Below are 13,145 nucleotides of genomic sequence, written 5' to 3' on the forward strand. Positions count from 1 at the left end.
GCAGGCGCTGCCGGTGTCCGTGATCCGGCCCGGCGCCGCGCCGGCCGACCAGACGCTCACGCTGCCGGGTGCGGTGATGCCGTACGCGGAAGCGTCGATCTATGCGCGCACGAGCGGTTATATCGCGCACTGGAGCGCGGATATCGGCACGCACGTGAAAGCCGGGCAGACGCTCGCGCAGATCACGGCGCCCGACCTCGACGCGCAGTTGCGCCAGGCGCACGCCGACACGTCGACCGCGCAGGCGAACTACGACTACGCGAAATCGACCGCGCAGCGCTGGCAGGAGATGCTGAAGACGCAGTCGGTATCGCAGCAGGACACCGACACGAAGGTCGCCGACATGAACGCGAAGCGCGCGATGCTCGCCTCCGCGCAGGCGAATGCCGCCCATCTGAACGAACTCGTGTCGTACGAATCGGTGACGGCGCCGTTCGACGGCGTCATCACCGCGCGCAACGTCGACGTCGGCACGCTCGTCACGGCGGGCGGCACGCCGGGCAGCCCGGGGCTGTCGGGCGAGCTGTTCCACCTCGAGCAGACCGACACGCTGCGCGTCTTCGTCGACGTCCCGCAGGACAGCGCGGCCGGCGTGTCGGCCGGCACGCCCGTGTACCTGACCACGCAGCAGTATCCGGGCCGGCGCTTCGCCGCGCGCGTGGCGCGCAGCGCGGGCGCGATCGATCCCGTGACGCGCACGCTGCGGGTCGAGATCGACGTCGACAACCACGACGGCGCGCTGATGCCGGGCGCGTATGCGCAGGCGCACCTGCTCGTCGCGAGTGCGGCGCCCGCGTTCGAGCTGCCGGTCAGCGCGCTGCTGTTCCGGCCCAACGGCGTGACGGTCGCGACCGTCGCCGCGAACGGCACCACCGCGCTGAAGACCGTGCAAATCGGCCGCGATTTCGGCACGCACGTCGAGATCGTCGCGGGGCTGGCCGCGACCGATCGGGTGATCGACAACCCGGGCGATTCGATCGCCGACGGCGAGACCGTGAAGATCGTGGCGGTCGAGCCCGGCGCGGCGCAGGCGGCTGCGCGGGCCGGCTCGGCTACCGGTGTGCCGGCGGCGCCTCACGCGGTAGCGGCCGCGGCAGCACCGGCCGCCGTCGCGGCGCCCGCGTCGACGCCGGTTGCGACGTCGACGAAGGCCCGCAGCTGACCGTTCATGACAACCCGAGAGATCTCCACCATGTGCCTCTTTCATCCGCTCCCGTTCGCGCGCCGCGTCGTCGCGCTCGGCATCGCCGCCGCGTTGACCGCATGCTCGACGCTACCCGCCTACTCGCCCCCCGCCGTCGCGGTGCCTGCGCACTATGCGGGCGTACCGGCTACGGGCATACCGGCTTCGGGCGTACCGGCTTCGGCCGCCCCCGTCTCCCAACCCGGCTGGAACGTCGCCACGCCCGCCGATGCCGCGTCGCGCGGCCCGTGGTGGACCGTCTTCGACGACGCCGCACTGAACGCGCTCGAAGCCCGCGTCGACATCTCGAACCAGACCGTGAAGAAAGCCGTCGCCGATCTCCAGCAGGCGCGCGCGATGGTCGGCTACCAGCGTGCGGGGTTCCTGCCGACCGTCACGGCCGGCGTCGCGCAAAGCCGCTCGCGCTTGTCGCAGAACAAGCTCGGCTCGTCGCTCGCCGGCAAGACGACGCCCGACTACCAGGCCGGCGTCGCCGCGAGCTGGGAACCCGACCTGTTCGGCCGCGTGCGCGACGCCGTGACGGGCGCGCAGGCGAATGCCGACGCGAGCGCGGCCGACCTGCAGGCCGTGAGGCTGTCCGTCACGGCCGAGCTCGCGACCGACTATTTCGCGCTGCGCTCGCTCGACACGCAGAAGCAACTGCTCGACGAAACGGTGCGCGCGTATGCCGATGCACTGAAGCTGCTGAAGCAGCAACTCGCGGACGGCGCGATCGACGCGTCGGCCGTCGCGCAAGCCGAGACGCAGCTCGAATCGACGCAGACGCAGGACACCGACATCGACGCGTCGCGCGCGCAACTTCAGCATGCGCTCGCGACGCTGGTCGGCGAAAGCGCGTCGACCTTCACGCTGCCGCCGCGCGTGCAGGCATTCGACGTGCCGGCGATCCCGGCCGGCGTGCCGTCGCAACTGCTCGAGCGGCGGCCCGACATCGCGGCGGCCGAGCGGCGCGTCGCGGCCGCGAACGCGCAGATCGGCGAGGCGCGCGCCGCGTTCTTTCCCGATCTGGTGCTGTCGGCGAGCGCGGGGCTCGAAAGTTCGTTCTTCGCGCCGTGGCTCACCGCGCCGAGCCTGTTCTGGTCGCTCGGCTCGCAGCTCGCCGGCACGCTGTTCGACGGCGGGCGCCGCAGCGCGTCGCTGCACGCCGCGCATGCGCAGTACGACGGCGTGGTCGCCGATTACCGGCAGACCGTGCTGGCCGCGTTCCAGCAGGTCGAGGATCAGCTTTCCGCGCTCGATGCGCTCGCATCGGAAGCGAACAGCCAGCAGCGCGCGACCGACGCGGCCGACCTGTCGCTGAAGCTGACGACCAACCGCTTCAACGCCGGTGCGGTCAGCTATCTCGACGTCGTGACCGCGCAGACGATCGCGCTGTCGAACCGGCGCCTGGCCGACCAGATCGCCGCGCGCCGGATGGAGGCGGCGGTCGCGCTGCTGACGGCGCTCGGCGGCGGCTGGAACAAGGATACGGATATGGATGCGCACGCAACGGCCGCCGCGCACGCGGCCGCTACGCCGTCGGCGTCCTGACGAACGTGAGTATGAAGCGCGTGCCGGCCGCGTCGCTTTCGACGCGTGCGGTGCCGCCGTGCAATTCCATCACCGAGCGCACGATCGCGAGGCCGAGCCCGGCCGTGCCGCCCGGCACGCCGCCGCTGCGCGCGGGGTCGCCGCGCACGAAACGCTCGAAGATGCGCGGCAGCAGCGCGGGATCGATCGGCTCGCCCGGGTTCGCGACGACGACGCGCACCGCATCCGCCGTTTCGTCGACACGCAGCGTGATGACGCCGCCCGCCGGCGTATAGCGCAGCGCGTTGGCCAGCAGGTTGCTGACCGCGCGGCGGAACAGTTCGAGATCGGCGGTCAGTTGCCCGTGCCCGTCGACGCGCAGCGTCGATCCCGCTTCGTCGGCCAGCCCTTCGAAATAGCCGGCGATACGCTCCAGTTCGTCATGCACGTCGAACGCACGCTGCCGCGTGACGAAACCCGGATGCTCGGCGCGCGCGAGAAACAGCACGTTCTCGATCATCCGCGCGAGACGGTCGTATTCCTCGAGATTCGATTCGAGCAGCGCCTGGTACTCGTCGGGCGAACGCGGTCGCGCGAGCGCCACCTCGGTCGCGCCGCGCATGTTGTTCAGCGGCGTACGCAGGTCGTGCGCGAGATCCGCGCTGAATTGCGACAGGTGTCCGAACGCCTGCTGCAGGCGGCCGAGCATCGCATTCTGCGCGTCGACGAGCGCCGTCAGCTCGCGCGGCGCACGCGACGCGTCGAGCCGCGTATCGAGCTTGTCGACGGTGATCCTGCCCGTGTTCGCGACGATCTCGCGCAGCGGCGCGAGCGATGTGCGGATCAGCCAGTAGCTGAGCAGCATCGCGAACAGCGCGCCCAGGCCGCCGGCGATCTTCAGCCGGTCACGGTAGCCGTCGAGCATCGCGGCGCGATCGCTCATGTTGCGCGCGATCGCGATCCGGATCGTCGAGTGGTCGCGCAACTGCGCGTCGCTGACGACGCCGCGCACGGACACGCCGCCGGCGGCCGTCCAGGTCGCGATCCGGTCGGTGGTGATCCGTTCGTTCGCGGGCACCGGCGTCGCGTGCGGCGGGAACAGCGCGGCGTCGGGCAATGCCGGCAGCGCGGGCGAGGTGGGCGAGGTGGGCGTCGATGTGGCTGCCGCCGGCTCGGGCGAGTCCTCGAACCCGGTACGCTCGACGTTGTGGCGCGCGAGCACGTTGCCCTGCCCGTCGACGACGGCGATCGACAGCGCCGCGTTGCCGAGCACCTGGCTCGTCAGCCGGTCCGCATGCGTGCGCACCGCGTCGAGCGAATCGAGCTCGCCCGCCAGCCGGCGCGTGTGCCGCGCGGCGAGCACGATATCGAGGTCGTCCTGCGTGCTCACCTGCCGCTCGAGGGCCGTATACACATAGGTGCCGACAAGCGCGAAGACGGCGAGCATGGTCGCGCCGAACGCGAGCGCGAGCGTCGCGCCGATCGAGCGGCCGAGCGTCATGCGGCGTCCTTCGGTTCGAGCACGTAGCCGACGCCGCGCACCGTATGGATCAGCTTGACCGCGAAATCGTCGTCGATCTTCGCGCGCAGCCGCCGGATCGCGACTTCGACGACATTGGTGTCGCTGTCGAAATTCATGTCCCACACATACGACGCGATCTGCGTGCGACTCAGCACCTCGCCCTGCCGGCGCGCGAGCAGTTGCAGCAGCGAGAATTCGCGCGGCGTCAGGTCGATCCGCACGGTGCCGCGCTTCACGCGGCGGCGCACGACGTCGATCTCCAGGTCGCCCACCGCGATGCGTTCCGTCTCGCGCGGCGGCCCGCGCCGTGCGAGCGTGCGGATCCGCGCAAGCAGCTCGACGAATGCGAACGGCTTCACGAGGTAGTCGTCGGCGCCGAGTTCGAGGCCGTGCACGCGATCCTGCACGTCATCGCGCGCGGTCAGGAACAGCACGGGCGTCGCGTGCGTGTCGCGCAGCCGCTTGAGCACACTCCAGCCGTCGAGCACGGGCAGCATCACGTCGAGCACGATCACGTCGTAGCTTTCCTCCTGCGCGAGTGTCAGGCCCTCGCCGCCATCCTTCGCGAGATCGACGCTGAAGCCGGATTCCTCGAGCCCTTTCTTCAGGTACGCGCCGGTCTTCGGTTCGTCTTCGACTATCAGGATGCGCATGGTCGGCTCCGTCGCATGGGGTGGTGACATGCGCCGATGTTACCGGGAAACGCGGCGCGCGAGCCGCATCGTGCAAGCGCGAAACGGGCGGATTACAAAACTGTAATCGGCGGGTCAGCGTCGTGACTGCCGCGGCAACCAGAATGGGATACGTGGGGCCGCCCCACTCGCCCGTTCGTTCAACCACCAGGGAATCGCCATGAAACTCTTCACTGCCTTTGTCGTTGCCGCGCTGAGCCTGCCGTTCGGTACACAGGCCTTCGCCCAGTCCACGCAGGCGCCGCTCACGCGCGCCGAAATCTACCAGCAGCTGATCAATGCCGAAGCCGGCGGCCTGCTGCCGACGGACCGGAACGACTACCCGCCGTCGCAGGCGCAGATCGCGCGCAATCGCCAGCTTTACGCGCGCGCGCATCCCGATGCGGCGCCGGTCGCGACGGCATCGGCCGGCTCTTGATCTCCGCATCTGTTCGGCAGCCGGTGGGCAGCCGGATCGCGCGCCGACCCGGCGCCTGTCGGCGGATTTCGCGGCGCCCGCAGCCGGGCCCGCGAAATCCTTGTCGCTCAAGCGCTCGAGCGCACCGGCCCGACGGCCGCCCGCCCGTCCGACGACGTGAAACGATGATTGCGAAAAAACGGGCCGTGCTCGGCCCGGGCATGCCGGCCGCATGCCTTTCCGGCGCGATCCTGCTCATTGGCCGGCTCCCGGCCGCCGCCTCACGCCTCGCCGCTCACTCGCGGCGGTGCGGTCGAGCGCCCGTCTCGGCCACGCGGTCGACCCAGCCCCGGTAGAACGCGCGGTACTTGAGCACGAGCTTGTCGTACCTGCTGTACGCGCCGCCGCCGTCCGGCTTCATCCCGTTCCAGATCCTGACGTCGTACCCCGCGGCCTGTCGGGTCTGCAACCCGAACAGCACGTAGTCGGTCGCGCGGCGCAAGACGCCGCCCACCTTCTTGATCGAGATGAGCATGTGCATGACGTTTTTGCCGTCGCTCACCGGCGTGACGCACTGGAGCAGCTTGTATTTGAAGTCTCCGTCCAGCGCGACGGTCATCACGCACCCGCCGGGGTAGCCGTCGAAGTGCAGGTTCATCTGCGACATGTTCAGGCCGAGCGCGCGCGACAGCATGCCGAGGGGCCCGAAGTACCGGTTCACGGTGAAGTCGATCCCGGCACCGAACCACGCGCCCGCCCGGGCCAGCGGCTCGACCTCCGGCCACGGCCGCCAGTCGTCGAACAGCTTGAGTTCGAAGGCCGAGATCGGGAGCGCGTGCACGGGGGTCGCGTGCTGCGCGTCGTAGAAGTTCTCGACGATCCGCAAGACCGCCGTCGTCGTCTCGAACGCGAAGTGCAGGTGCATGAAGTCGCCGTTGTCGACGTCGGCCGCGGCGATTTCGGGCAGCGGGTGCAGCGGCTGCGGGGAGCCGTACCAGACCCACACGTAGCCGTACCGCTCCGCGGTGACCCACGTCGGCTGACGCGCGCCGCGCGGAACGGGCTCCAGCTGTCGCACCACCTGGCTGTGCCCGGGGATGTGAACGCACCGGCCCTGCTCGTCGTACCGCCAGTGGTGAAACGGGCACTGGATGCACCCGTCCGTGACCCGCCCGTCGGCCAGGTTCGCGCCGAGGTGCGAGCAGTGGCGGTCCATCACCACCGCCCGCCCCGTCGCACCGCGCCACGCCACGCACGGACGGCCGAAGAGCGTCAACTCCGTCGGCTTGTCCTTGAGGTCGTCCGAGCGCATCGCGACGTACCAGCTCGCGGCCACGCGCGTGGTCGCGTCGTACACCCCCGGGGCTTGCTCAGTGGCGACCGCTTGATCGAATTGAACGTCGTTCATCGTTTTCCTGGCGGTGTCGGTCGGCTACTTCAGCGCCAGGCCGATGCGGGTCGTGATGTACGCCTTGAGCAGCGCGAACATCGGGTTGTAGTCGAAGTACCGTTTCACCTCTGCCGGCGCGCTGGTTTGCGTCCAGTGCATCAGCTTCATCGCCGGCACCAGGCTGTACTTCGAGTTGTTGAGTTGCGGCCTGGCCCCGGTGATGCAGTACCCGAAGCCGAACATCGGCCTGGCGAACTCGCGTTCGTCGATGAGGGCGTGAATCCGCGCCGCGGCCTCCCCGGCCTCCTTGCGCCCGGCGCTCACGGCCTCGACCTCGGCTTTGGCGTCGTTGAACAACTGGTAGTACCCCTCCATGTCTGCGCACAGGTATCCGAGGTACGGAGGGTCGTTGTCGAGGTGATCGAGGTCGCGCTCGTCACGCGACGCGCGGAATCTCGCATGGGCCTGCACGAGCCGGAACTGCCCGAGGATCGTGCCGACCGCCCACAGCCGGTGGAACGCATCCCACAGGCGGAAGTCCGAGAACGCCGTGTAGCAGCAACTCACAAAGTCGTCGTTGTGGTCCAGGAGCTTCTGTTGCAGGCGCTCGATGTACTCGAAGCGCTCGGGGGAGAAGTCGTCGTCGCGCAGCGCCTTGATGAGGCGCGCCGCGAGCGCATGGATGGTCACCGCGGTGTTCTCGAGCCCCCGGGAAAAGAGCGGGTCGATGAACCCGTTCGCATGCAGCATCAGGCAGTAGCGGTCGCCGACGCAGGCGCTCGACGAGAATTGCAGGCGGTCGGTCTTGACCCAGTCGCGCACCGGCACGGCGTCCCGGAACTGCGCCGCGATGCTCGGGAACCGCGCGAGGAACTCGTCGAATTCCTGCTGCGCGGAGATGTCCGTTTTCGGGTAGACACGCGGGTCGAGCTGCAGGCCGACGCTCACCAGGTTGTTGGTCGATCGCGGGTGGTTGTTGAACGGAATCACCCAGAGCCAGCCGCCCGCGAACATGTGATGCAGGGTTCCCTCGTGCCAGCGCCAGCGCTGCCCCTTGACCTTGAAGATGTCGTCGAACGGCTTGACCCCGAGCATGTGCGTGTAAATGCTGCGCGAGTGCGTCTTGAAGCGGCACGGCTCTTCGCGGAGCTTGAACTTGGTCGCGAGCGGCGCGCGCGGCCCGCCGCAATCGATCATGTACCGGCCGGTGAACCGTTCGCCCTGGGCGGTGGTCACCGCGACGCCGTCCTTGTCGGCGTGGTATTCGGTCACGTTCGTCTTCTGGCGCACCGTGCAGCCGTATTTGATCGCGGCCTGCAACAGGTAGGCGTCGACGTCCTGGCGGTAATAGTGGCTCTCCGGGCCCCACGGCAGTTCGGGAATCACGCACTGCGTGAATTCCTTCGGATCGTGCTCCTGGCCGGGCTTGTGGAACACGAAGCCGAAGTTGCGCTTGATGCCCGTGCTCGACGCGACGTAACGCTGCGTCGCGTAGAACGACGTGATGCGGTCGAGCTCCGGAATGCCGTAGCGATCGGCGATGATGCGATTCATCAGGGACGTCTCGGGGATCGACGATTCGCCGATCGTGAAGCGCGGGTGCGACGACTCCTCGATGATCAGTACGCGAAACTGCTGGTTGGCCAGGATCGCCCCCATCTGGGTGCCGGACATGCCCGACCCGAGGATGATCACGTCGAAGTGGTTGCTGTCGCGCCCGTTCGCGGGGCTCTTTTGAGTCATGAGGGCACACTCTCCTTGTGAGATGGAACACATGGCCGCACGCGTCGGGCGTCGGGTGTCAGGGCTCGTCGAGCGCGGCGCGAAGGCGGGACCGCACGGCACGCGTGAGCGTGAGCAGATCGCCGAGCATGCTGGGCGCGTACCCTCCGCTGCCGATCGTCGGGCCGCTTCGCCCGACCTCGTACGCCCGCTCCGCCAATTTGACGTGCGGCGCGCGGAAGCGCAGCAGGATCTCGAAGACCCGGTCGAGGGCGGCCAGCCCGGCCACGACGGGCTCACTCCGCGCGCCGGTCGCCTGCACCTCGTCGAGCACGCGGTCGACGAGCGACGGCGCCCCGGCGAACCGCGCGTAGATCGCCCCGAACGCGGGAAGCACGTAGGGCAGGTACGTCTCCTTGAATTCCCGATAACCCGGGTGGTCGGATTGCGACCCCCACAGCACGTGCTCCAGCACGAAGAGCGGCATTTCCACCGCACCGGGGCCGAGGTAGCTCCGGCCCCCGACCCGAATCGGTTCGTAGTACGGGCGAAGCTCGTCGTAGAAGACCTGCACCGAGATATAGCGGTAGGCGTAAACGATCGATTCGACCATCTTGTGGAGATAGTCCGCCAGCTCGTCGCACCCTTCGGCGAACGACGGCGACCGCAGGGGAACGTCGTACAGTTCGACGGTCATCCCGATGGCCGCCTCGAGCGCCGCCATCGAGATGCGCACGCTCTCGAGCAGGTGCGCTTCGTCGCGCAGCCCGGTGTAGCTCCGCTGCGCGTCGGCCGCCGCGGGGTTCCAGACCGTCACGTGCAGGAGCGTCTCGCGCGGCGGCAGGCCGGTCACGCGCGCCAGGTCGAGCAGCACCGGCTCGAGCCCGGGCACCGCGTCCACGGGCTCGTGGCCGTGCCGCTTGAGCGAGCCCAGGAAGAACCCGATGTCCCGCATCGCTGCGGCGGCTTCGACGAAGCCCCAGCCGGCGGGCACGCCGCGCACCGGGAGGAACTCGCGCAACAGGCCGACGATGCCGGGCACGTCCTTCTGACGGTTCAGGCCCGGCAGTTGCAGAACGAGTGCCCGCGCCCGCAGCGGATCGCAAGCCGCCACCGCGGCGTGCGTCGCCGCGAATGCGCATGCGCGGTCCAGGGTGCGCTCCACTACAGGATTTCCGGCGCCGCGAGCGTCGACCCGGGCTGGCTGCGAGACAGCCCCGCGCCGCCGTCGCGCAGCGACCGCAGGTAGTCGTAGTTCGTCGGCAGGCTCGTCCGCAGACGCTCGGCCTCGCGCCGGATGCGGGCGAACATCGCCTCGGCCTTGTCGATCGACTCCGGCCGGTGCTGCAAGAGCGGCAGCGACCGGTCGGGCAGTAGCCCCAAGCCCGCAAAGATGCAGTAGTAGTTTCCGTTCAACCAGAAGTTCCTGAATTCGTAGTCGAACGTTTCGTAGTACGTCGAATCGTCGAACGACGTGGTGGTCAGCGGCAATCCTGCCTTGTAGCGCTGAACCTTTTCCTTGATGGCGTCCGAGAGGCGCAGGTCGTGCCGGTTCGCGAGCCAGAACGGCGTGTCGTCGCGCGACGAGGTGAAATAGTGCGCCTGGACGAAATCCCGGCAGTCGTCGAACATGTGGACGATCTCGGCGTTGAATGCGTCCGCCAGCCGCGGGTCGAACGAGGTATCGGGGAAGTGCTTCACGAGCTGGTAAAGCGCCGCATAGATGAAGTAGATTCCCGTCGATTCCAGCGGCTCCAGGAAGCACGACGAGAGCCCGATCGCGACGCAGTTGTTGACCCACGCCCGCCCGTTGCGCCCGACCCGGAACTTGATCTGGTTGAGCGGCTGCTTGTCCGACAGGCCCCAGAGGTTGAGGAAGTCGGCGGTGGCCTGGTCGCGCGACGTGAACTTGCTCGAGAAGACGTAGCCGCTGCCGAACCGGCCCAGCATCGGAATCTTCCAGGTCCACCCCGAATTCATGGCGATCGCCGAGGTGTACGGCTCGACTCCCACGCGCGCATCGGCGTTCGGCACGGCGCTGGCGACCGCGCTGTCGCACAGCAGGTAGTCGGACATGTCGATGAAGGGCTCTTTCAGCGCCTGGTTGATCAGCAGCCCCCGCATGCCGGAGCAGTCGATGAACAGGTCCGCCTCCAGCGTGCGCCCTTCCTTGGTGGACAGGCTGGCGATGTAGCCGCGTTCGTTCAGGTGAACCTGCTCGACCTCGTCGATCACCTGTTTCACCCCGCGCTCGATGGCCCAGCGCTTCAGGAAGTCGGCTACCAGGTGCGCATCGAAGTGCCACGCGTGGGACATCTGGCGGGTGCCGTCGGACAGGCACGGTGCGAGCTTGGCGTCGAGCGCCCCGGGCTGCGGGTAGCACGCGTACTCCATCGGCTGCTGGAAGCCCTGTTCGCGCTTGCGCATCCAGTAGTGGGTAAGCGGTACGCCGTCGCAGTTCGGCACGGTGCCGAACAAGTGGTAGAAATGATCGTCGCGCGAGCGCTCGGGGGACTTCCTCCAGTTCACGAACTTGATGGCGGCCTTGAACGCGCCGTTCACCTGGGGCATCCACTCCCGCTCCGGTATCCCGAGGAAGTCGAAGAACACCTTCTGCAGACTCGGGATGGTCGCCTCGCCCACGCCGATCCGGGGGATCGCCGCGGACTCGACGAGCGTAATGCTCGTGTGCTGCTGGAGCGCCCGGACGAGGTACGAAGCGGCCATCCAGCCCGCGGTGCCGCCGCCCACGATGACGATATTCTTGATCGGGTTGCTCATGACACGGTTCTCATAGGATTTGAAACCTGAAGGGATGGTGCCGCCTGATCGAGCTGAACTCGTAAATCGTCCGGTAACGCGTCATGAATGGATTGGCTTGCCGATGCGGAAATTTCCATTAACGCATCGAATGCACATGAAACTTCAGCCCCCCCGAAGTTTTCCATACCGTTCGCGTAACCCGTCCGATACACCTTAACAGCGTTCACGACGGCATACCTCGTAAAATTTCATATCAATTTTCATTGCTCCAGAGAAATATTCAATCCATAAAATATCGGCGAGATATTTTATGGATGAGCATTTACATTTCTAAAAATCAACATTTCATTTTTATCCAACACACCCGTTTATTGTATAAAAACGATAAATGAACTACCCAATTAACGGGAAACGAATAAGGTCGGCACCATTTGCGAAACAATGATGTCGACCCTTGCGCATTTCGGCGAACTTGACCTGCTCGCGGCGACGAGAGGGGTGCTGCCCGACAGGCCTTAGCGATTGAGTACGGAAAACGCCAGCGTGCCCGCGAACATCGCCAGCACGACCGACGCGCCGCGAAGCAGCGTTCCGGTATGGGTGGCCAGCGACCGGCGCGCCGTCAGGACGCCGCCGACGACAAGCCATATCGAACCGATCGTCACGGCAAGCGCCGTAAAGACCGCGATCGAGCAGAGATAGAACGGAACCGATACGAAAGCCTGCGGGGGAAAGATCGCCGTGGCGAACAACAACGCCTTCGGGTTCATGGTCGTCGCGACGAACATGTCGCGAAAGCCGATGGTGCCCGACCGGATGCCGTCAAGATGCGGGCTTTTCCATAGCTGCAGGGCGAGATAGAAGATGTAGGCCGAACTCCCCAGCTTCAGCACATCGTAAAGCCAGGGCCGCGTGGCCGCGAAGGTCGCCAGGAAGAAGCCCCACAGTGATATCGCGAAGCCGTAGCCCGATGCCTCCGCCACCAGGAGTCGCGACGATTGCCGGAAGCCGACCTTGATTCCCGAGGACAGCAACAAGGTATTTGTCGGGCCTGGCGTGGCCAGGACCAGCGAAACGTAGAGTGCCATCTTCAACATCACCTGGAATGTCGGCATCTTGCTTCCTTGGTGTCGATGACGGTCGCCATGCGTCGAGGCGAGCTGTCGTATCGGTTGTGGGTCATTCTGCATTCGGGCCGCTGTCGGCGTTCGCAACAGGCGCCAGCGGTGCCCGGCAACCATGCCAACGGCGATCAAGAGAAAACCAGCCGGGTTCGAGGAGCTTTGGGGAAATGGCGCATTTTTCACGGCATTACCGTTTCGCAGCGAATTGTACGTCGCCGATCCGAATTATGCTGCGCCTGAAAATGCCAGCCCGATATTAAAAATAGACGCAACCAATGTTACTCAATCACACATTTTTCATGCTGAAAAGTAAAGCGCAACTTTCCGCGTGATTGATTCAATTACGTGTTCTTAATCGCTTAATCGGGTCACGATGATCAAAATGGTTCCAATAGCCCAGACAAGAACCGCGCGGTGAAACAAACGTCACCTGCGCGTCACCCTGAATATGTCATGGGTCAAATCCGCCAATGGCTGGATCTCTATTGGTTCATAACAGGCACCGACCCTGCCGTTCGGCACGCAGACTTTCGCACCATCCACGCCGGCGTCGCTCACGCGCGCCGAAGTCCGCCAGCAACCGATCGATGCCGAAGCCGACACACCGCTGCCGACCAACCGTAACGACTGTCCACCGTCGCACACGCACGCGCATCCCGATACGGCACCGGTCGATCGTCGATCAACGGTGGACGGCCGCGTCGCAGACGCCGTCCCTTTTCATTCGCTCCACCGCTTTATTATCAGGAATCCTTTCATGTCATCCAGTAGAGCGATGCATCATCCGTGCGTGAGGCGGACGTGAGTGAACCCGAGGCCTTC

11 protein-coding genes are annotated in these 13,145 nt (G+C 66.5%); 4 read left to right on the top strand and 7 right to left on the bottom strand.

Annotated features, from left to right (window positions below; translation table 11 throughout):
• The coding region (locus ABY44_RS27055) for an efflux RND transporter periplasmic adaptor subunit (protein WP_431642712.1) at window positions 1–1,162 on the top strand (1,162 nt) is incomplete at its 5' end.
• 30 nt (window positions 1,163–1,192) lie between these two features.
• Window positions 1,193–2,734: an efflux transporter outer membrane subunit gene (locus ABY44_RS27060; protein WP_431642725.1), complete on the top strand. Its 1,542-nt coding sequence runs from the start codon at window positions 1,193–1,195 to the stop codon at window positions 2,732–2,734.
• Here ABY44_RS27060 and ABY44_RS27065 read toward each other — a convergent pair.
• The gene (locus ABY44_RS27065) at window positions 2,715–4,214 is read right to left on the bottom strand and encodes a heavy metal sensor histidine kinase (RefSeq protein WP_060174489.1); all 1,500 of its coding nucleotides are present in this window, start codon (window positions 4,212–4,214) and stop codon (window positions 2,715–2,717) included. The two genes, ABY44_RS27060 and ABY44_RS27065, sit on opposite strands and share 20 nt — an antisense overlap.
• Window positions 4,211–4,888, bottom strand: coding sequence for a heavy metal response regulator transcription factor (locus ABY44_RS27070; protein ID WP_021160488.1), 678 nt, complete (start codon window positions 4,886–4,888; stop codon window positions 4,211–4,213). Before ABY44_RS27070 ends, ABY44_RS27065 begins: the two co-directional genes overlap by 4 nt.
• A 199-nt stretch (window positions 4,889–5,087) precedes the next feature.
• Here ABY44_RS27070 and ABY44_RS27075 point away from each other — a divergent pair, with 199 nt between their 5' ends.
• Complete coding sequence (locus ABY44_RS27075; RefSeq protein ID WP_027792878.1) at window positions 5,088–5,345, top strand: DUF4148 domain-containing protein; 258 nt, start codon at window positions 5,088–5,090, stop codon at window positions 5,343–5,345.
• Between the two features lie 274 nt (window positions 5,346–5,619).
• Here the strand turns inward: ABY44_RS27075 and ABY44_RS27080 are convergent, their stop codons facing one another.
• The 5 genes from ABY44_RS27080 to ABY44_RS27100 form a co-directional block, all read right to left on the bottom strand.
• On the bottom strand, window positions 5,620–6,732 hold the full coding sequence (locus tag ABY44_RS27080; protein ID WP_027792879.1) for a Rieske 2Fe-2S domain-containing protein: 1,113 nt from the start codon (window positions 6,730–6,732) through the stop codon (window positions 5,620–5,622).
• A gap of 24 nt (window positions 6,733–6,756) precedes the next feature.
• Complete coding sequence (locus ABY44_RS27085; RefSeq protein ID WP_060174490.1) at window positions 6,757–8,457, bottom strand: NAD(P)/FAD-dependent oxidoreductase; 1,701 nt, start codon at window positions 8,455–8,457, stop codon at window positions 6,757–6,759.
• A gap of 58 nt (window positions 8,458–8,515) precedes the next feature.
• Window positions 8,516–9,601: a monodechloroaminopyrrolnitrin synthase PrnB family protein gene (locus tag ABY44_RS27090; RefSeq protein WP_060084748.1), complete on the bottom strand. Its 1,086-nt coding sequence runs from the start codon at window positions 9,599–9,601 to the stop codon at window positions 8,516–8,518.
• Window positions 9,601–11,217 (bottom strand): tryptophan halogenase family protein, encoded by a 1,617-nt coding sequence (locus ABY44_RS27095; RefSeq protein ID WP_060174491.1) that lies wholly within the window; start codon window positions 11,215–11,217, stop codon window positions 9,601–9,603. The genes ABY44_RS27090 and ABY44_RS27095 overlap by 1 nt, the downstream gene beginning before the upstream one ends.
• 497 nt (window positions 11,218–11,714) lie before the next feature.
• Window positions 11,715–12,314 (bottom strand): LysE family translocator, encoded by a 600-nt coding sequence (locus tag ABY44_RS27100; protein WP_060174492.1) that lies wholly within the window; start codon window positions 12,312–12,314, stop codon window positions 11,715–11,717.
• A 124-nt stretch (window positions 12,315–12,438) separates the two neighbouring features.
• Between ABY44_RS27100 and ABY44_RS27105 the strand changes: the two genes are divergently transcribed.
• Complete coding sequence (locus ABY44_RS27105) at window positions 12,439–12,636, top strand: hypothetical protein (protein ID WP_155638007.1); 198 nt, start codon at window positions 12,439–12,441, stop codon at window positions 12,634–12,636.
• The last annotated feature ends 509 nt before the right edge of the window (window positions 12,637–13,145 follow it).

The organism is Burkholderia sp. ZZQ-2 (assembly GCF_050768715.1).
GTDB lineage: Bacteria > Pseudomonadota > Gammaproteobacteria > Burkholderiales > Burkholderiaceae > Burkholderia > Burkholderia cepacia.